Origin of the sequence: Stakelama sediminis, assembly GCF_014199335.1 — a bacterium.
Lineage (GTDB): Bacteria > Pseudomonadota > Alphaproteobacteria > Sphingomonadales > Sphingomonadaceae > Sphingomonas > Sphingomonas sediminis.
Genome location: NZ_JACIJI010000003.1, coordinates 237,597 through 257,535 on the forward strand (window position 1 = coordinate 237,597; position 19,939 = coordinate 257,535).

Genomic DNA, 19,939 nt, shown 5'->3' on the forward strand with positions numbered 1-19,939 from the left:
GTCGCACCAGCGCAACCTTGCGTCGTTCAAGTGAATGATTGTAACAGTGTTACATCAAGAAGCATTCGGGATTCTATCGATGATGAACACCAGGACAATATTGGCAGGTGCCTCCGCCATGGCCATGCTGGCCGTGCCCGCGCACGCCGATGAAGGGATGTGGACGTTTGACGCCTTCCCGGCGGCGAAAATGCAAGCCAAATATGGCTGGGCGCCCGACGCGGCGTGGCTGAAACATGTTCAGAATTCCGCGGTACGACTGACCGGCGGATGTTCGGCATCGTTCGTGTCCGGCGAGGGCCTGATCCTTACCAACCATCATTGCGTGCGCGAATGTGCGCAGGATCTGTCCGACGCATCGCATGATTATATCGCCAACGGATTTGTCGCCGACGACCGGACGGCGGAGCGCAAATGTCCCGGTCAGCAGGCGGAAGTCGTGACCTCGATCACCGACGTCACGCCGGTGGTACAGGCCGCCGAAAAGGGCCTGTCGGGCAGCGCGCTGGTCAAGGCGATCGACGCCGCGACCGCCAAAATCGAAAAGGACAATTGCCCCGACACCGTCACCACCCGGTGTCAGGTCGTAACCCTGTTCGGTGGCGCACAGTACAAGCTCTACAAATATCACAAATATTCGGATGTCCGGCTGGTCTGGGCACCGTCGGGGCAGGCTGCGGCGTTCGGCGGCGATCCGGACAATTTCAACTATCCGCGCTACGGCCTCGATGCCGCGTTCCTGCGCGCCTATGTCGACGGCAAGCCGGCGGTGACGCCGCAGCATCTGAAATGGGATGCGCGCGGGCCGCAGGACGGTGAAATAACCATGGTCGCGGGCAATCCCGGCTCGACCGACCGGCTTTATACCAAGGCGCAGCGCATATTCGCGCGCGACGACCTCTATCCCTTCTACCTGACGCTGCTCAGCGAATATCGCGGGCGACTGATCTCCAAGATGGAGGACGATCCGCAGCGCGAACGGACCGGCACCGACGCGCTGTTCGGCACCGAAAACAGTTTCAAGGCGCTGTCGGGCTATGTCGGCTCGCTGCGCGATCCCAAATTTGCCGCCAAACTGAACAAGGCGCAGGAACAACTACGCGCTAAGGTGGCCGCCGATCCGACACTGGCGAAGAAGGTCGGCGATCCGTGGAGCCAGATCGCGGACGCCGAAAATTCGGCGCGCGACCTCTATCAGCAATATATGCTGCTGGAACCGCTCGCCGGATTCCAGTCGACGCTATACGGCTATGCGCGTACCATCGTGCGGGCCGCCGAGGAGCGCCAGAAGCCCGATGCCGACCGCCTGCCCGGCTATAACGACGCCGCGCTACCGCTGATGGAAAAGCGGCTGATGGACAGCAAGCCGGTCTATCCCTGGCTGGAAAAGATGGACATCGAATTCTGGCTGACCAAGGTGCGCGAATATATGACCGCGGACTCGCCGGTAACGAAAGCGATGCTGGGCAAACAATCGCCCGAACAGATTGCCGACGCACTGGTCAACGGCACGAAGCTGGCTGATCCTGCCTATCGCAAGAAGCTTTTCGAAGGCGGTCTGGCAGCGGTCAAGGCGTCAGACGACCCGATGATCCGATACGTCCTTGCCCATGATCAGGCGGCGCGCGACATCCGTCAGGACTATATCGCCAAAGTCGTCGGCCCGATCGCGGCCGCTGAACCGAAGCTCGCCGATGCCCGCTTCGGCGTCTATGGCGACACGCTCTATCCCGACGCGACGTTCACGCTGCGCCTGTCCTACGGCACGGTGAAAGGCTGGGATGAGAAGGGCAAGCCGGTGCCGTTCGAAACCTATTATGGCGGCATGTTCGACCGCGCGACGGGCAATCCGCCGTTCAACCTGCCCAAGGCGTTCATCGCCCACAAGGCGGATATCGACATGAAGACGCCACTCGATTTCGTCACCACCAACGACATTATCGGCGGCAATTCAGGATCGCCGGTAATCGCCAAGGACGGGTCGGTGATCGGTGCCGCGTTCGACGGCAATATCCACATGCTGGGCGGTAATTTCGGCTATGATCCGGTGCTCAACCGCACTGTGGTCGTGTCGACCGCCGCCGTACAGGAGGCGCTGGAACATATTTATCCGGCACCGCGCCTGCTGAAAGAACTCAACGGGAAATAAGGAAAATCCGACCGGGCGGCACCAATCAACGCCGCCCGGCCCGGTTTTTATTCCGCAGCTTCGGTCTGTCGCGCCGGGTCGACATAGCGTTCACGTAGTTTCGCTTCCGCTTCCAGCATATAATCGCGGGTCAGCGGCAGGGCGTCGCGTGAGCGCGCATACTGCACCTGATAATTGACCAAGCCGCCATAGCGGAAGCTGACTTCCGACCCGGCAAGATAATAGGTCCACATGCGGAAGAAACGTTCGTCGTAGAGACCGATGATGGCATCCTTCGCCGCCACCGTGCGCTCATACCAGCGTTGCAGCGTAAAGGCGTAATGCTTGCGCAACACCTCCACATCGGTCACGAACATCCGATTGTCTTCGTTGGCGGCAATCATTTCCGACAATGCCGGGATATAACCGCCGGGGAAGATATATTTCGCAGTGAACTTATCGGTGACTCCCGGCCCCGCCGCGCGGCCGATCGAATGAACCAGCATCACACCATGTGCCGGCATCAGGTCGCGGCACTTCTTGAAGAAGGTCTTGTACTGCGGCACGCCGACATGTTCGAACATACCGACCGAAACGATCCGGTCGAACTGCCCGTCGAGTGCACGATAGTCGATCAGTTCGAACTTCACCTTGTCGGCAACGCCCGCTTCCTCTGCACGACGGCGCGCAACCTTGAGCTGTTCCTCGCTCAGCGTGACGCCCAGCACCTCGGCACCGGTCTTGCGGTGAATGTACAGTGCCATGCCGCCCCAGCCGCAACCAATGTCGAGCACCCGCATCCCCGGTTCGATCGCCAGCTTGGCGACGATATGCGCCTTTTTGTCGAGTTGCGCCTGTTCCAGCGTCTCGTTTTCGGGGTCGGTCCAGTACGCACAGCTATATTGCCGGTCGACATCGAGGAACAGGTCGTAGAGCCGGTCCGACAGGTCGTAATGGTGCGCGACGTTGTTCTTCGCCGTGCGTGCGGCATTATGGCTGTCGATCCGGTGTTTGACCTTGTTAAGGATGCGATGCGCCAGATTGGCGTCCAGCTTGCTCTTGCCGTTTTCCCAGCGGTCGTTCGCCATGAACAGGCTCAGCATGTCGCGGACATCGCCCTGTTCGATGGTCAGCGTGCCGTCCATGAACGTTTCCGCCGCACCCAGGCTGGGGTCGGTCAGAATGCGGCGCATCACCGACTTGTCGTGAAACCGCAGCGTTACCGGCTTCAACTCGGGATCGGGTTTGCCGAAGGTACGACTTTTCCCGTTGGGATATTGGAGGGTGAGTTGACCGCGCTTCACCGCGCGTTCGAGGAAAGGATCGATCAGCGCCATTTTCTATCCGTTAACGACCATAAATTGTTTTCGCCAGCCCCCACCGGATCAAATTCCCGCATACCAGTCATAATTGGCAACGTCTTCCCATAAACCGCCCTTGCCCTGCCCCACCGAAGCGAGGGACGACACCGCCTCTATATGATTGATATATTTGGCCTGTTTATAGCCGAGCTGGCGTTCGACGCGCAGCCGAACCGGCGCGCCATGACCGATTTGCAACGGCGCGCCGTTCATTCGCCAGGCCAGGATCGTCTGAGGGTGATAGGCCGCAAGCAGGTCGATCGACTCATAATAGTTGCGGCCATAAAGTCGGTCGGCACAATGCAACACAATATAGCGCGCACCATCGCGCAACCCCGCAAGGTCGAGCAGCATCGACAGATGCGGGCCGGTCCACTGCCCTATCGCGCTCCAGCCCTCGACACAGTCATGGCGGGTGATCTGCGTGCGCGTCGGCATCGACCGCAACTGCGCCATGGTCAGGCTGAGCGGATGTTTGACCATGCCGTCCACCGTCAGCTTCCAGTCAGCAAAATGATTGGCGACATGGGCGGCATAGGCGGAGGTGCCGGGATTGGTCGTACCGTTGGTGCGGAATATCGGCGAACGCTGGTCCGGGCGATATTCGGGCGCCAGCGCCCCGCGCTTCATCAGAGCGCGTTGCAAGGTCTCGTTCCAGTCGGAACCGCGAAAGATCAGCGCCTCCCGAAACAGCTTGTTGTTGCCGATCGCATCGCAACCGGAGAGCAGCCCGCCCGCGCCGATGGTCAGGCCCGCCACCGCGCCGCGCCGGGTGATCAGCCGGGTCATTCGCCTTCTCCTTCGGGCATGCGCCACCAGCCGGTAATCATCGAACGGATTTCATTGACCGGCCCGGCGAGCAGTACCAGCGTCAAATGCACGATGATGAACGCCGCGATCAGAGCGGCACAGATGAAATGGATCGACCGCGCCGACTGCCTCCCGCCGAAAATATCGAGCAGCCAGGGCCAGGCGGCGTCCATCGCCGGCGACATGGTGAGCCCGGTCAGGATAATGACTGGCAGCAGCACGAAAATCGTCGCGGCATAGCTGATCTTTTGCAGGATATTGAATGCGCCGGGCCGGTCGGGATCGTGAAAACGAAAGGCAAAGTGCGCGCGGATATCGGCCCAGAGGTGCCGGGGCGCGACTTCCCTTGCCCGGATGCGCAGGTCACGTTGAAAATGCCGGTTAATCAGGCTGACGATCATGAAAATCAGCAGCGCAAAGGCCAGGATCAGGGCGAAGGTCAGGTGCCACCGCCGCGCCAGCGCCAGATTATAGGTCGACGGAATCGTCAGCCAGCCGGGCCAGCGCGGGAGGTTGAGCCAGGGATGGTCGAAATTGGCACCATATTGCCCCCAATACAGATGCGGGTGCGCGTTGAGTATCATCAGCCCGGAACCGAGCATGATGAAAATCACCAGCGCGTTGAGCCAGTGCCAGATACGGGTGGCAAGCCGGTGACGGTACAGTTTTGGGGGTGCCCCTCCCTTCTCTTCCACCCGGCATCCTTTCTTCGGCAGGTTTTCGGTTAACCGTCCCGTTCGGGTCAGGTAGCACGCTTGGCTTTTTCCGGCGAATCTGAAAAAGACGATGATTGTGATCGATTTTCACTTTTACGAACCGCATGCCGGTCACGGCCTGCCTCATGATCCGCTGAATGCCATTGTCGCGCCGCGACCGATCGGCTGGGTCAGCACGGTTGCCGCGGACGGCACGCGCAACCTTGCCCCCTACAGCTTTTTCAACCTGTTCAATTACCGACCGCCGATCATCGGTTTTGCCTCGGTCGGGTGGAAGGACAGTGTCACCAATATCGAAGCGACGGGCGAGTTCGTCTGGAACCTCGCCACCCGCCCACTGGCCGAAGCGATGAACGCCAGTTCGACGATGCGCAAGGTCGATGAATTTTCCGAAACCGGGCTGGAGACGCTGCCGTCGAAACTGGTCGCACCACCACGCGTAGCGGCAAGTCCGGTGCAGTTCGAATGCCACAGGACTCAGATGCTGCGCCTGACCGCCGCCGATGGCGGGGAGACCGATACATGGCTGGTGCTGGGCGAAGTCGTCGGCGTGCATATCGACCCGGCGATGCTGAAGGACGGCGTGTATCAGACCGCACGAGCACGACCGATCCTGCGTGCGGGCGGCCCGTCGGAATATTTCGAACCTGGCGCGGCATTCCATATGACGCGTCCAGAATGACGAAAATGATCGAGAGGATGTTGATGCACAAACTGCTGATCGCCCTGTGCGCGCTGGTTCTGACAAGTGTGACGGCTCCCTTTGCGCTGGCACAGAGCTGCCGGCTTGGCACGCCCGGCCAGTCGGTCGAAGTGGCGATAGCCGATACCGGTCGCCCCATGCTGATGCATCGCCCGGCGCTTTCAGATGAGGCACGGACACCGCTGCCGCTGGTCGTCCTGCTGCACGGCAGCGGCAGTACGGGTAAGGCGATGCTCGCCGAATCGGGCCTCGCCCGAACCGCCGACGCGCATGGCTTTATCGTGGCCGCGCCCGATGCAGGCATTCCGGCGGGCAAGGGGTTTGTCTGGAATATCCCCGGCGTCCCGACCATTACCGGCAAGGTTCCCGGCCCCAAAGATGCCGATGACGTCGCCTATCTTCGCAACGTGATTAGCGATCTGGTGGCAAAAGGCTGTGTCGATCCGACGCGGGTCTATGTCACCGGCATGTCGGGCGGCGGGCGGATGACGTCCTGGCTGGGATGTGTATTGGCCGACCGGATCGCGGCGATTGCGCCGGTGGTCGGTCTGCGCGCGGGCAATCCGTGGAAGAAAGACCCTGCCCGCCCCGATCCGGCAAGCTGCACCCCGTCGAAACCGATGCCCGTCATCGCCTTTGCCGGGGACAAGGATACGGTCAATCCGATCACGGGCGGCGGCGCGGGCTATTGGCATTATTCAATGCACGCTGCCGAGCAACGCTGGGCACAGCTAAACCACTGCACCCATCCGCCGACCACGCGCTGGGTATCGGCCACCACCTATGAAGAACGCTATACCGGCTGCCGAGACGATTCTGATGTGGTCGGGCGGATCATGATCGGCAAGGGCCATGGCTGGGACGCAGACAACGACGCGATGTGGGCGTTCCTGTCGCGCTATCGCCGCGCATCATAAGGGTGTCCTAACCGGCATAGATCATCTTGCGCGTCATCCCGCCATCAACGGCGATATGCTGGCCGGTGATGAAGCCTGCGCCGGGCGAGGCAAGGAAGGCAACCGTGGCCGCGATATCCTCCGGCGTGCCGATCCGCCCCACCGGATGCTGATCGCGGTCGACTGCGCGATGGCCGGGATGGCTGCGTTCGGACTGTTTCTGCCAGGGCGCGGTTTCGATCCAGCCGGGGCACACGGCGTTGACGCGAATATCGGGGCCGAGACTGATCGCCAGCGCGTGCGTCAGCGCCAGTAATCCACCCTTGGCCGCGGCATAGGCCTCGCAATCGGGTTCGGACTGTATGGCGCGGGTCGAGGCGACGAACACGATCGCTCCCTTGCGGATGCGCAGCAGCGGCACGGCGGCGCGCGTCATCAGGAACCCGCCGGTCAGGTGACTGTCCTGCCACCGCCGCCAGTCGGTCAGCGACAGTTGCTCAACCGGCCCGCTGACCGGATCGGCGATGCCGGCATTGCTGACCAGCAGGTCGATGCCTGGCGTTTCGTTCACCTCCACGCACCAGCCGGCGATGCGCCTGAATGCTGCCGCTACCGCAGATTCGTCGCCGACATCGGTTTCGAGCGCCAGAAACGGCGCGTCGGCGTGCATCGCGGCCAGCTCTTGGACAGCCTCGGCATCCTTGTCGAGCGCGATCACCCGCCAGCCCTCTTCCAGCAGGTGCGTGACAATGCCGCGCCCGATCCCCTGAGCCCCGCCGGTAACGATCGCAATCCGCATTCCCGTTCCTCCTTGTTATCGCCCCTTCAACGCCCTGCCGCGAAATGGGTTCGCCTGCTGCCGACAGGGGTTCCCCACGGTTCGGGGATGGTCTAGGCGCAGGTCACATGCTGGCCAGTTTTTCCTGTGATATCGCGATAGTCGGGGGCGGACTTTCGGGCGCCCTGATCGCGCTCGCCCTGCAAAAACGCCGTCCGGATTGTGAGGTCCGGCTGATCGAAAGCGGCGGCCATGTCGGCGGCAACCATGTCTGGTCGTTTTTCGCTGGCGATGTGCGCGATGCAGACCGCTGGCTGGTGGCGCCATTGATCAGCCATGGCTGGACACGCCATTCGGTCCGCTTTCCCGGCCATGCCCGCACCCTGGATACCGCCTATTATTCGATCGAGAGCGAGCGACTGGACGCAGTGGTGCGTAAGGAACTGCCCAAACGCGCGCTGATGCTGAACAGCAAGGTGCTGGGCGCCAGCGCGCGCGCGGTGATGCTGGCCAATGGCGACCGGGTCGAGGCGAAGGGCGTGATCGATTGCCGCGGCGCGGGCGAACTGGATCTGCTCGAATGCGGGTGGCAGAAATTCGTCGGGCACGAACTGATCCTCGACGAGCCGCATACGCTGCGCAATCCGGTCATCATGGATGCGACCGTCGAACAGATTGACGGCTATCGCTTCGTCTATTGCCTGCCGATGGCGGCGACGCGGATGTTCGTCGAGGACACCTATTACAGCGACCGGCGCGACCTAGACATAAAGGCGCTCGACGCGCGGATCGAAACCTATGCCATTGCCAAAGGCTGGCAGGTGGCGCGCACCGGGCGCAGCGAGGCGGGCGCGCTGCCGGTGGTGATGGACGGCGATTTCGAGGAATATTGGCGTTCGGGCGGTAATCGCGTTGCCAAGGCGGGAATGCGAGCGGGGCTGTTCCACCCGCTGACCGGCTATTCGCTCCCCGATGCGGTACGCACCGCGATGCTGGTGCTGCGCCAGAACGACCTGTCGGGCCATGCGTTGCACGACGCACTGCACGGGCTGGCACGGAAAAGCTGGCGCGAGCGCGGCTTTTACCGCATGCTGACGAAGATGCTGTTCAAAGCCGCCGAACCGGAGGAGCGTTATCGCATCCTCGAACGCTTCTATCGCCTCGATACGGGGCTGATCGGCCGCTTTTATGCCGGTCATCTGCCGCTGCGCGACAAGGCGCGCATCCTGATCGGCAAGCCGCCGGTGCCATTGGGCCGCGCCGTTGCCGCGATCCGGGGCAATGCATCATGAAGAGCGCCATCGTCATCGGCGCGGGCTTCGGCGGACTGGCGCTGGCCATCCGCCTGCAATCGGCGGGCGTCGACACCACCATCATCGAAGCGCGCGATAAACCCGGCGGGCGCGCCTATGTCTGGCAGCGCGACGGCTTTACCTTCGACGCCGGTCCCACCGTCATCACCGCGCCCGACGCGCTGGAGGAATTATGGGATCTGTCCGGCGACGAAATGAAGCGCGACGTGACGCTGGCACCGGTCAATCCCTTTTACCGCCTCAACTGGCCCGACGGGACCAATTTCGATTACGGCAACGACAATGACCTGCTGTTTCGCGAAATCGGCAAGCTGAACCCGGCCGACATCGCCGGGTATCGCAATTTCCTCGATTATTCGGCCGCAGTCTATCGCGAAGGCTATCAGAAGCTGGGGCATGTCGCGTTTCTCGATTTCCGTTCAATGATCAAGGCGGCACCTGCGCTGATCAAGAACGACGCCTGGAAATCGGTCTATGCCAAGGTGTCGAAATTCGTGAAACACGAAAAGCTGCGCCAGGCGCTGAGCTTTCACACCCTGCTGGTCGGCGGCAACCCGATGACCACCAGCGCCATCTATGCGCTGATCCACAAGCTGGAACGCGACGGCGGCGTGTGGTTCGCAATGGGCGGCACCAACAAGCTGGTGGCGGGCATGGTGCGGTTGTTCGAACGGCTGGGCGGGACGCTGCGCCTCAACGATCCGGTCGAGACGATCGATACGATGGGCGACCGGGTGACAGGCGTCACCACCCGGTCGGGCTTTCACGTCGATGCCGACGCGGTCGCCTCCAACGCCGATATCATTCACAGCTATCGCGACCTGTTGCGGGACTCCCGCAGCGCCGCGCGCACAACCAAAAAGCTGCTGCGCAAACGCTATTCGCCGTCGCTGTTCGTCGTGCATTTCGGCGTGAAGGGAAGCTGGCCCGGCATTCCGCACCACATGATCCTGTTCGGGCCGCGCTATAAGGGGCTGCTGACCGACATTTACGAGCATGGCGTGCTGAGCGAGGATTTCTCGCTCTATCTTCACCACCCCACCGTCACCGATCCGTCCATGGCGCCGGAAGGGTGCTCGACCTTCTACGCGCTGGCACCGGTCCCGCACCTCGGCAAATTTCCCGCCGACTGGGACACGGTCGGTCCAATCCTCGAAAAGCGCATTCTTGATGAGGTGGGGGGTCGCCTGATACCCGACATCCATGAGCGGATCGTCACCAAATTCAGCTATGCGCCCAGCGATTTCGCCCATGACCTGAATGCGCATCAGGGCAGCGCCTTTTCGATGGAGCCGATCCTGACGCAAAGCGCATGGTTCCGCGTCCATAATCGCGACGACCATATCCCCAATCTCTATTTCGTCGGTGCGGGCACCCATCCCGGCGCCGGTATTCCAGGCGTGGTAGGCAGCGCCAAAGCCACCGCCACCCTGATGCTTGAGGAGCAAGAGTGAAACGCATCGCCGTCTATTGCGGTTCGGCCAGTCCGGCCGATCCTGTCTATGTCGAATGCGCGCGCATGGTCGGCCGCACGCTTGCCGAACGCGGGATCGGCGTCGTCTATGGTGGCGGCAGGCTGGGACTGATGGGCGCGGTCGCCGACGCCGCGCTCGATGCGGGCGGCGAGGTGATCGGCATCATTCCCGAAGTGCTGGTACATGCGGAAGTCGCGCATCGCGGGCTGACCGAACTGCATGTCGTCCAGACGATGCATGAACGCAAGGCGCGTTTTACCGATCTGTCGGACGGGTTCCTGACCCTGCCCGGCGGCACCGGCACAATGGATGAATTGTGGGAAGCGATGAGCTGGGCCCAGCTTGGCTATCACACCGATCCGGTCGGGCTGCTGAACGTCGCGGGCTATTACGATCATCTGATCGCCTTCACCGCGAAGATGGGAGAGGTCGGCTTTTTGCGCCCACAGCATCAGGGACTGCTGATCGTCGACGATACGCTTGACGGGTTGCTGGCAAAGATGGACGCGCATGTCCCTGCCCCGTCGATCGTGCAGATGGACCGCGCCGATCTGTGAGCGGATCGAGCGCGTATCCCTCTCGCGCCGCCATCGTCGCCACCGCCGGGGGGACCATCGCGCGGGGGTCGAAAAGCTTTGCCGCCGCCAGCCGGTTGTTCGATCGCACGACGCGTGAGCGGGCTTGGCTGCTCTATGCCTGGTGCCGGGCATGCGATGACATCGCGGACGGGCAGACGCTGGGGCACGATATGCGCGGCGTCGAAGACGGCGCGGCGCGACTGGAGCTCATCCGCACCGCCACCCAACAGGCACTGGCTGGAAAGGTGGTGGGCGATCCCAGTTTCGATGCACTGCGGATCGTCGCGGCGGAAACCGCCCTGCCACATCGCTTTGTCCGGGATCTGGTCGAGGGCTTTGCGCTCGACGCGCGCGACTGGCGACCGCGCAGTGAGGACGATTTGCTGACCTATTGCTATCATGTCGCGGGCGCGGTCGGGTGCATGATGGCGGTGGTGATGGGCGTCGATCCGGCGGATGAAGAGACGCTCGATCGTGCCTGCGATCTGGGACTGGCGTTTCAACTCGCCAATATCGCGCGCGATATCGAGGAGGATGACCGCGCCGGGCGTTGCTATCTGCCGGTCGAATGGCTGGTCGAAATGGATATTGCGCCGGGGCAGCATATGAAGCCCTGGCACCGGTCGCGGGTGACGGTGCTTGCCCGACGACTGGCCGCGATGGCGCAGGAATATGCCGACAGCGCGAAAGCCGGGGTGGCGAAACTTCCGTTTCGATCGGCCTGGGCAGTGCTGGCGGCGGCGGACATTTACGGGGGCATTGCACGCAAGGTCGCAGCGGCCGGCGATCACGCCTGGGATCACCGCGTCAGGACATCATCGCTTGAAAAATTGCGTGCGATTGCAGGGGCATTCTCCAATGCGCGCCATCGAGAGAAATTTGCCGCCCTGCCGGAGCGCTCCGACGCGCTTTGGCAACGGCCGCGATCCTGATACGCGACAAAAAACCGGACCTTCTGCTCAGCCTTCCTGATTCTTGTGCGCCTGACGCCCGGCCCAGCCCGGCGATTTGCGCTGGCAACTTGCCTGAATGATCGGATAGTTGATGTCGCTGTTGCGCCACAACGCATTGTCGAGCGCCGCCTGACACGCAGCAGCGGTAGGATAGCGCGCCTGTTCCATCCGCACCTGACGGCACATCGTCCCGTCATCGGTACACCCCATCAGGGCGATGATATAGGTTAGCGGTTCCATGAACGTGTCTCCCTTTGCCGCTAACAAAGCGTAACCACCTCAATGGGTTCCGACCTCGGATGACCGGCTGCATTGCAACCGGGAGGGTCAGACGCCAGATGGGGCGGTACAATGCCCCCTGAAACCAGCATCCCCGAAACCGTCGAGCGCCCTTTATGGGCAACGCTGCGCCGCTTCCTTCCCTATCTCTGGCCACAGGGAGAAGGCGGGCTGAAGGCGCGCATCCTCGGTGCGATGGTGCTGGTGGTGCTATCGAAACTGGTGCAGGTCTATGGCGCGCCCTTCGCCTTGCAGGGCGCGGTCGATCATATGGCTGCGGGCGACCGTGCCGCGACCACGCTCGTCCTGCTGCTGGTGATCGGCTATGCCGCTTCACGCTTCGGCACGATCCTGTTCAACAATCTGCGCAATGTGGTGTTCGAACGCGTCGGACAGGAATCAACGCGCAGGCTGGCCGCGAATGTCTTTCGCCATCTGCACCAGCTTTCGCTGCGCTTTCACCTCGAAAGACGCACCGGCGCGGTAACGCGAGTGGTCGAGCGTGGCACCAAGAGTATCGACACGATGCTCTATTTCCTGCTGTTCAACATCGCCCCGACGATCCTGGAACTGGTGCTGGTGATCGGCATTTTCTGGACGCGCTTCGGATTGTGGCTGGTCGCGGCGACGCTGGTGATGGTCGTCGCCTATGTCGCCGTCACCCGCTGGATCACCGACTGGCGCACAGCACTGCGCAACCGCATGAACGACCTCGACACCGGGGCTGTCGCCCATGCCGTCGATTCGCTGCTGAACTTTGAAACGGTCAAATATTTCAACGCAGAAGCGCGTGAATCCGAACGCTATGACCGCGCGGTCGATGCCTATGCCAAAGCTGCGGTGAAGAGCGAGAACAGCCTCGCCTGGCTCAATATTGCGCAGGCGCTGATCACCAACGGGATGATGGGCGTCGGCATGGGGATCGTCGTATATGGCTGGTCGGGCGGTCGCTTTTCGCCCGGTGACGTGGTGCTGGTATCGACGCTGCTGTCGCAATTGTTCCGGCCGCTCGATCTGCTCGGCATGGTCTATCGCACCATCCGGCAGGGCGTCATCGATATGGGCGCGATGTTCGACCTGATCGATACACCGGCTGAGATTGTCGATATGCCCGACGCATCCGCGCTGCATATAAGCGACGGCCATGTCCGGTTTGAGAATGTGCGCTTCGGCTATGATGCCGACCGCGCGATCCTGAAGGGTATCGACCTTGACGTGCCTGCCGGATCGACGCTGGCCGTGGTCGGACCATCGGGCGCGGGCAAATCGACGCTGGCACGGCTGCTGTTCCGCTTCTACGACCCCACCGGCGGACGAATCACTATCGACGGACAGGGTATCGCGCAGGTCACGCAACAGTCGCTGCGCGCGGGGATCGGCATCGTGCCGCAGGATACGGTGCTGTTCAACGACACCATCGGCTATAACATCGCGTACGGCCGCGCCGATGCGACTGACGCAGAGGTGCAGGCGGCAGCGCGCGGAGCGGCGATCGCCGGGTTTATCGACCAGCTTCCCGACGGCTATGCCACCCGCGTCGGCGAACGCGGGCTGAAACTGTCGGGTGGAGAAAAGCAGCGCGTGGCGATTGCCCGCACGCTGTTGAAAGACCCGCCGATCCTGATCCTCGACGAAGCGACCAGCGCACTCGACAGTCGCACCGAGGCGGAAATTCAAACCACGTTGCAGGCGATCGAACGCGGTCGGACGACGATCGTTATCGCCCATCGCCTGTCGACCATCGTCCATGCCGATCAGATCGTCGTACTGGACGCCGGACGCGTCGCCGAACGCGGTACCCATGCCGGGCTGCTGGCAAAGGGCGGCCTCTATGCCGAAATGTGGGCGCGGCAACAGGCGGAACGCGAACGGGCCGAAGCCGCCGAATAAGCCTTCCGTTCGCTCTCAACCGCGTTTCAGCATTCCCTGATATTCGGGATGCCGGTCGATGAAGCGGGCGACGAACGGACATTGCGCGATCACCCGCAGTCCCTCATCGCGCACCTGATCGAGTGATGCGCGGATCAGCTTCGTACCGACACCGCGTCCTTCCAGCGCCGCAGGGACATGGGTGTGCGTAAAAACAATCGTATCGCCTTCGCGCTGATAGGCGGCAATGGCACGCTTGCCGCCAACCTCCAGTTCGAACTCCTGCTCTGCGCGATTGTCGTACACGGTGGGGGCAGCCATTCGGACTCCTGAAAAATCGTTCATCGGGGATTCAGCTAACAGACAGCTTCGAGATGCCATATGGGCATCATGTCTTGCCTGCGCGAGGGGGAGACGGCTCGACCGGAGGCGTCCGATTGCCTAGGACAGGATTATACAGATTTCAGAAGGATACCGAATGCCTGCAAAATTGTTGTTCGCCACCGCGGCACTTGCGCTTACCACCAGTGCTATGACGCCGATGACCGCAGCCAGTGCCCAGACGCAGGCACATGTCAATCCGCTGATGACGCAAAGCCCGCTGCCGTTCCACGCGCCGCAGTTCGACAAGATCAAGGATAGCGATTACCTGCCCGCCATTCAGAAGGGCATGGCCGAACATCTCGCAGAAATTCAGAAGATCGCTAATAATCCTGCTGCGCCGACCTTCGACAATACGCTGGTCGCGATGGAAAAATCGGGTCAGTTGCTCAATCGCGCGACCAACATTTTCTTCAACATCGTGTCCGCCAACAGCGACCCGGCGCTGCTGAAGGTCCAGTCGACCGTCGCGCCCGAACTGGCCGCGCATTCGGACGCCATCTATCTCAATCCGAAGCTGTTCAAGCGCGTCGAGACGCTGTGGAACAAGCGTGCCTCACTGGGCCTGAATCAGGAACAGTCGATGCTGCTGAAGGTCTATCACCAGCAGTTCATCCATGCCGGTGCGCAGCTTTCGAATGCCGACAAGGCAAAGATGCGCACGATCAACAAGGAATTATCGACGCTGCAGACCGCATTCCAGCAGAAGTTGCTGGCGGGCACCAAAGACGGCGCACTGGTCGTGTCGGACAAGGCGAAACTCGACGGGCTGAGCGATGCGCAGATCGCGGCTGCCGCACAGGCCGCGAAGGATCGCGGCATGCCCGGCAAATGGGTGCTGCCGCTGCAGAACACCACGCAGCAGCCCGACCTGCAGTCGCTGAACGACCGGGCGACGCGGGAAGCGCTGTTCAACGCAAGCTGGACGCGCACCGAAAAGGGTGATGCCAATGATACCCGCGACACGATCGCGACGATCGCGAAGCTGCGCGCAGAAAAAGCGGCGCTGCTCGGCTTCCCCAACTATTCGGCCTATGTCCTTGACGACCAGATGGCCAAGACGCCGCAGGCGGTCGAGCAGTTCATGGCCAAGCTGGTACCCGCCACCGCGGCCGAGGAACGCCGTGAAGCCGCCGTCATCCAGCAGCAGATCAAGGCAGACGGTAAGGATTTCCAGCTCAAGCCCTGGGACTGGGAAAAATATGCCGAACAGGTGCGCAAGGCAAAGTACGACCTCGATGAAAATCAGGTGAAGCCCTATTTCGAAATCCACAAGGTGCTTGAAGACGGTGTCTTCTATGCCGCACATCAGCTGTATGGCCTGACCTTCAAGAAGCGCACCGACCTGCCGACCTGGAACCCCGATGTCATGGTCTATACCGTCTATGACAAGGACGGGTCGGAACTGGGCCTGATGTATTTCGACTATTGGAAACGCGACAACAAATCGGGCGGCGCGTGGATGTCGAACTTTGTCGAGCAGTCGCACCTGCTGAACAAGAAGCCGGTCATCTATAACGTCGGCAATTTCACCAAACCGGCGCCGGGCCAGCCTGCGCTGATCAGCTTCGACGATGTGACCACGATGTTCCATGAATTCGGCCATGCGCTGCACGGCCTGTTTGCGGATCAGGAATATCCTACCCTGTCGGGCACCAATGTCGCGCGGGACTTCGTGGAATTTCCGTCGCAGTTCAACGAGCACTGGGCACTCAATCCGAAGGTGCTCGCCCATTATGCGGTGAACTACAAGACGGGTGAGCCGATGCCGCAGGCACTGGTCGACAAGATCAAGAAGGCGGCGAAGTTCAATCAAGGCTATGCGCTGGGTGAATTGCTCGCCGCGGCACAGCTCGACATGAAATGGCATTCGCTGCCCGCCAGCGCACCGAAGCAGAATGTCGACCAGTTCGAAGCCAAAGCCCTTTCGGAAATGGGCCTCGATATCAAGGACGTGCCACCGCGCTATCGCTCCAGCTATTTCCTGCATATCTGGGCGAACGGCTATGCGTCGGGCTATTATGCTTATCTGTGGACGGAGATGCTGGACGACGACGCCTATAGCTGGTTCCAGCAGCATGGCGGCCTGACCCGCGCCAATGGTCAGCGCTTCCGCGACCTGATCCTGTCGCGCGGCCATACCGAAGATTATGCGCCGATGTTCCGTTCCTTCTACGGCAAGGACCCGGATATCGGGCCAATGCTGAAGGATCGCGGACTGGAACCTGCGCCGCAGGACGTCTCCGACAGCCCGCCCGCAGGTAAGTAAAACACCTCCTCGGTAAACGGGCAACATGGGGCGGGCGTGCCGAGGGGCGGGCCCGCCCTTTTCATATCCGGCCGCCATCCCCTCGACTTTGCCGCGCCCAGCGCGCTAGGGGAGGCGGCATGACCGCCGATCCGATCGACATTCTTCGCACCACCTTTGGATTTTCCGGCTTTCGCGGCGTGCAGCAACAGGTGGTGGACCGGGTGCTGGCCGGGCAGCATACGCTGGCGGTGATGCCCACCGGGGCGGGAAAATCGCTGACCTATCAATTGCCCGCCGTCGCGATGCCGGGAACGTGTATCGTCATCTCGCCGCTGATCGCGCTGATGCACGATCAGTTGCGCGCGGCAGAGGCGGTCGGCATCCGCGCCGCGACGCTGACCTCTGTCGACGACAATCGCGCGGGAACCATCGCGCGGTTTCGCAACGGCGAACTCGACCTGCTCTATGTAGCGCCCGAACGCGCATCGAGCGGCTATTTTCGCGATATGCTGGGACAGGCACGACTGGCGCTGTTTGCGATCGACGAAGCGCATTGCGTGTCCGAATGGGGCCATGATTTTCGCCCCGATTACCGGCTGCTCCGCCCCCTGCTCGACAGCTTCCCGAACGTCCCCCGTCTGGCGCTGACCGCCACCGCCGATGCACATACCCGCGCCGATATTCTCGAACAGCTCGGCATCGCACCCGACGGGCTGATCGTCGCAGGCTTCGACCGGCCCAATATCCGCTACGCCATCTCTCCGCGCGATAACGTCACGCGCCAGTTGCAGGCGCTGCTCGACGAACAGCCGGGACCGGGCATCGTCTATGCGCCCACCCGCAATGCGGTGGAGCGTCTCGCGGAGAAACTGGGCGATGGCGGTCGTCCGGTACGCGCCTATCATGCCGGGTTGCCGCCCCAGGTTCGCGCGCAGAACCAGGCCGATTTCGTCGCGTCCGAAGACATGGTGATGGTCGCCACCGTCGCCTTCGGCATGGGTATCGACAAGCCCGATGTCCGCTTCGTCGCCCATGCCGGCATCCCCAAGTCGATCGAGGGCTATTATCAGGAAACGGGGCGCGCGGGCCGCGACGGAGATCCGGCGGTCGCGCATCTGTTCTGGGGTGCCGACGATTTCGCCCGTGCCCGCCAGCGCATCCATGAGGTTGAACCAGCGCGTCAGTCGGGTGAGCGGGCGCGGCTGACGGCGCTCGGCGCGCTGGTCGAAACAGCAGGATGCAGACGCGCGATCCTGCTGCGGCATTTCGGTGAGCATCCGCCCGAACGCTGCGGCAATTGCGACAATTGCCTGACCCCGCCCAAGGCGGTCGATGCCAGCGTGACCGCGCAGAAATATCTCTCCGCGGTGTTCCGTACCGGCCAGATGTTCGGCACCGGCTATGTCGAAAGCGTGTTGGTCGGAAAATCGAGCGAGCGCAGCCTGACCAACGGACACGAAAATCTCTCGGTCTGGGGCATTGTCGAGGGCGAAGAGGAGGCGCTGCTCAAACCCGTGTCACGCGCGTTGCTGTTGCGGGATGCGTTGCGGACCAATCCGCATGGCGGGCTGGAATTCGGTCCCGCCGCGCGGGCCATCCTGAAAGGAGAGGCGGAGGTCGCACTGGTCCTGCCGCCCAAACGCCAACGCCGCGGACGTGGTGCGAACAAGGCGTCCAACCCGGTCGGCAATCCGCTGTTCGAGGCGCTGCGCAACCGGCGCCGGGAAATCGCGCAGGAAACCGGCCTGCCCCCCTATGTCATCTTTCACGATTCGGTGCTGCGCGACATGGCGCTGACCCGCCCGGAAACACTGTCGGCCATGGGCGAAATTTCGGGCATTGGCGCGAAGAAGCTGGAAGCCTATGGTCCGGCCTTTCTCGATGTGATCCGGGAGGCGGCATGACGCGCAAACTCAACGACCAGATTTCGGTTTCGCCGCAAATCACACCTGCCCAGGTGACCGAACTGGCGCAGGCCGGTTTCACCGCGATCATCAACAACCGACCCGATGATGAAGAACCTGCGCAACCTGCGGGCGATGAGATTCGCACCGTCGCCGAGACGCTGGGCCTGACCTACACCGCGATCCCCGTCACCCATTCCGGTTTTTCGATGCCGCAGGTCGAGGCGATGTGCGCCGCCCTCGCCGCCGCCGAAGGGCCGGTACTGGCCTATTGCCGGTCGGGAACACGTTCGGCGCATCTCTGGGCACTGGCGGAAGCAAAAACGGGCGGCGAGCCGGAGGCGATCATCGCCAGCGGCGCCGATGCCGGATATGATCTTTCGGGCATTCGTCCTCTGCTCGACCAGCTCCGGCCTGCGGAATAATGAACTGGCTGGTGCTGTGCGGATCGGTGGTGGCGATCCTGGCACTGGCCGGAACCGCGAAGCTGCTTGGGCTGGGCGCATGGACACTCGACGAAGGCACGGCGAGACAGGTCGCGGCCGATACCCTGCCCGACTTTGAACCATCTAGCGTTGTCATCGCCGAAGACGGCGCATCCGCGACCGTGCGCAGCATAGACGGTCGCACGGCATCGGTACATCGGCACGGCGCCCATGCCGTCGCACGGGAACTTGGCCAAGCAGGAACATAACGCGGCTTCGCGCGGGGCTGACCTTAGGTTAGCCTGACACCATGCATAACGCTCCTTCCATCCGAGTCGGGATCGGCGGCTGGACCTTTCCGCCGTGGCGCGGCACGTTTTACCCCGACAAGCTGGTGCAGAAGCGCGAGCTGGAATATGCTTCGCGTGCGGTGACGGCGATTGAGATCAACGCCACCTATCACCGCCTGCAAAAACCGGAGAGTTTCGCCAACTGGGCACAAGTCGTCCCGGACGACTTTGTCTTTGCGGTGAAGGCATCGCGCTATGTCACCAACCGCAGGATACTGGCCGAAGCCGGTGAATCGATCGAGAAGTTCCTCGATCAGGGGCTCGTCGAGCTGGGGCCGAAGCTCGGCCCGATCCTCTGGCAATTCATAGCGACCAAGAAATTCGACCCGGAAGATTTCGGCGCATTCCTGAACCTGCTTCCCGCCAAATTGGAGGGATTGCCGCTGCGCCATGCCGTACAGGTGCGGCACGACAGCTTCCACCATGCCGATTTCGTGGCGCTTTGTCGCAAGGCGGGTGTGGCGATCGTCTATGCCGACTCCGCCGACTATCCTGCGATTGCCGATGTCAGCAGCGACTTCACCTATGCGCGGCTGGAAAATGCGCAAGAGACAGAAGCTACCGGTTATTCGCCCGACGCGCTCGACCGCTGGGGGCAAATCGCAAAAGCCTGGACGGCGGGGGAAACGCCGGACGGTCTGCCGACTTTCGCCGAACCAGCCGATAAACGACCGCGCGATACATTTGTGTTCATGATCAACGGCGCAAAAATCCGTGCCCCCGCCGCGGCACAAGCGCTGTTGCAACGACTGTAGCGGAGCAGGCCATG

General features: G+C 62.1%; 19 protein-coding genes. 13 read left to right on the forward strand and 6 right to left on the reverse strand.

The features are described from left to right. Positions 1-79 precede the first annotated feature (79 nt). Positions 80-2,149 carry a S46 family peptidase gene (locus tag FHR23_RS10620; protein WP_246359832.1) on the forward strand — a complete coding sequence of 690 codons (2,070 nt, stop codon included), beginning with the start codon at positions 80-82 and terminating at the stop codon, positions 2,147-2,149. Positions 2,150-2,196: 47 nt separating this feature from the next. Here the strand turns inward: FHR23_RS10620 and FHR23_RS10625 are convergent, their stop codons facing one another. The 3 genes from FHR23_RS10625 to FHR23_RS10635 are packed head-to-tail and all read right to left on the reverse strand — an operon-like array spanning position 2,197 to position 4,994. Continuing rightward, positions 2,197-3,465: an SAM-dependent methyltransferase gene (locus FHR23_RS10625; RefSeq protein WP_184003708.1), complete on the reverse strand. Its 1,269-nt coding sequence runs from the start codon at positions 3,463-3,465 to the stop codon at positions 2,197-2,199. A gap of 48 nt (positions 3,466-3,513) precedes the next feature. After that, the gene (locus FHR23_RS10630) at positions 3,514-4,278 is read right to left on the reverse strand and encodes a molybdopterin-dependent oxidoreductase (protein WP_184003710.1); all 765 of its coding nucleotides are present in this window, start codon (positions 4,276-4,278) and stop codon (positions 3,514-3,516) included. Beyond that, positions 4,275-4,994, reverse strand: a complete 720-nt coding sequence (locus tag FHR23_RS10635; RefSeq protein ID WP_184003712.1) for a cytochrome b/b6 domain-containing protein — start codon at positions 4,992-4,994, stop codon at positions 4,275-4,277. Before FHR23_RS10635 ends, FHR23_RS10630 begins: the two co-directional genes overlap by 4 nt. 91 nt (positions 4,995-5,085) lie before the next feature. Between FHR23_RS10635 and FHR23_RS10640 the strand changes: the two genes are divergently transcribed. Further along, positions 5,086-5,697: a flavin reductase family protein gene (locus tag FHR23_RS10640; RefSeq protein WP_184003714.1), complete on the forward strand. Its 612-nt coding sequence runs from the start codon at positions 5,086-5,088 to the stop codon at positions 5,695-5,697. Between the two features lie 23 nt (positions 5,698-5,720). Then, entirely contained in the window at positions 5,721-6,635 is a 915-nt protein-coding gene (locus FHR23_RS10645) for a CE1 family esterase (RefSeq protein WP_221227482.1), read from the forward strand. A gap of 7 nt (positions 6,636-6,642) precedes the next feature. On the opposite strand, the gene FHR23_RS10650 is transcribed toward FHR23_RS10645, so the two are convergent. Beyond that, positions 6,643-7,413: an SDR family oxidoreductase gene (locus FHR23_RS10650; protein ID WP_184003715.1), complete on the reverse strand. Its 771-nt coding sequence runs from the start codon at positions 7,411-7,413 to the stop codon at positions 6,643-6,645. A gap of 107 nt (positions 7,414-7,520) precedes the next feature. On the opposite strand from FHR23_RS10650, the gene crtY reads away from it, so the two are divergent. From crtY to FHR23_RS10670, 4 genes are read left to right on the forward strand one after another with little or no spacing between them, the layout of a single operon-like run. Beyond that, positions 7,521-8,684 carry a lycopene beta-cyclase CrtY gene (gene crtY / locus FHR23_RS10655; RefSeq protein ID WP_184003717.1) on the forward strand — a complete coding sequence of 388 codons (1,164 nt, stop codon included), beginning with the start codon at positions 7,521-7,523 and terminating at the stop codon, positions 8,682-8,684. Continuing rightward, positions 8,681-10,159: a phytoene desaturase gene (locus FHR23_RS10660; RefSeq protein WP_184003719.1), complete on the forward strand. Its 1,479-nt coding sequence runs from the start codon at positions 8,681-8,683 to the stop codon at positions 10,157-10,159. Before crtY ends, FHR23_RS10660 begins: the two co-directional genes overlap by 4 nt. Next, positions 10,156-10,737: a TIGR00730 family Rossman fold protein gene (locus FHR23_RS10665; protein ID WP_184003721.1), complete on the forward strand. Its 582-nt coding sequence runs from the start codon at positions 10,156-10,158 to the stop codon at positions 10,735-10,737. Before FHR23_RS10660 ends, FHR23_RS10665 begins: the two co-directional genes overlap by 4 nt. After that, positions 10,734-11,690, forward strand: coding sequence for a squalene/phytoene synthase family protein (locus tag FHR23_RS10670; RefSeq protein ID WP_184003723.1), 957 nt, complete (start codon positions 10,734-10,736; stop codon positions 11,688-11,690). Before FHR23_RS10665 ends, FHR23_RS10670 begins: the two co-directional genes overlap by 4 nt. Before the next feature lie 27 nt (positions 11,691-11,717). Here the strand turns inward: FHR23_RS10670 and FHR23_RS10675 are convergent, their stop codons facing one another. Further along, positions 11,718-11,951, reverse strand: coding sequence for a hypothetical protein (locus FHR23_RS10675; protein WP_184003725.1), 234 nt, complete (start codon positions 11,949-11,951; stop codon positions 11,718-11,720). Between the two features lie 111 nt (positions 11,952-12,062). Between FHR23_RS10675 and FHR23_RS10680 the strand changes: the two genes are divergently transcribed. Then, positions 12,063-13,880 (forward strand): ABCB family ABC transporter ATP-binding protein/permease, encoded by a 1,818-nt coding sequence (locus tag FHR23_RS10680; protein ID WP_184003727.1) that lies wholly within the window; start codon positions 12,063-12,065, stop codon positions 13,878-13,880. Between the two features lie 15 nt (positions 13,881-13,895). On the opposite strand, the gene FHR23_RS10685 is transcribed toward FHR23_RS10680, so the two are convergent. Further along, positions 13,896-14,180, reverse strand: a complete 285-nt coding sequence (locus FHR23_RS10685; protein ID WP_184003729.1) for a GNAT family N-acetyltransferase — start codon at positions 14,178-14,180, stop codon at positions 13,896-13,898. Positions 14,181-14,337: 157 nt separating this feature from the next. Here FHR23_RS10685 and dcp point away from each other — a divergent pair, with 157 nt between their 5' ends. The 5 genes from dcp to FHR23_RS10710 all read left to right on the forward strand — a co-directional run bounded on the left by dcp (position 14,338) and on the right by FHR23_RS10710 (position 19,925). Continuing rightward, positions 14,338-16,509, forward strand: a complete 2,172-nt coding sequence (gene dcp / locus FHR23_RS10690; RefSeq protein WP_184003731.1) for a peptidyl-dipeptidase Dcp — start codon at positions 14,338-14,340, stop codon at positions 16,507-16,509. 119 nt (positions 16,510-16,628) lie between these two features. Continuing rightward, the gene (gene recQ / locus FHR23_RS10695; RefSeq protein WP_184003733.1) at positions 16,629-18,395 is read left to right on the forward strand and encodes a DNA helicase RecQ; all 1,767 of its coding nucleotides are present in this window, start codon (positions 16,629-16,631) and stop codon (positions 18,393-18,395) included. Then, positions 18,392-18,820: a protein tyrosine phosphatase family protein gene (locus FHR23_RS10700; protein WP_184003735.1), complete on the forward strand. Its 429-nt coding sequence runs from the start codon at positions 18,392-18,394 to the stop codon at positions 18,818-18,820. Before recQ ends, FHR23_RS10700 begins: the two co-directional genes overlap by 4 nt. Further along, positions 18,820-19,089 (forward strand): hypothetical protein, encoded by a 270-nt coding sequence (locus FHR23_RS10705; protein WP_184003737.1) that lies wholly within the window; start codon positions 18,820-18,822, stop codon positions 19,087-19,089. The genes FHR23_RS10700 and FHR23_RS10705 overlap by 1 nt, the downstream gene beginning before the upstream one ends. Before the next feature lie 41 nt (positions 19,090-19,130). Next, positions 19,131-19,925 carry a DUF72 domain-containing protein gene (locus FHR23_RS10710; RefSeq protein ID WP_184003739.1) on the forward strand — a complete coding sequence of 265 codons (795 nt, stop codon included), beginning with the start codon at positions 19,131-19,133 and terminating at the stop codon, positions 19,923-19,925. The last annotated feature ends 14 nt before the right edge of the window (positions 19,926-19,939 follow it).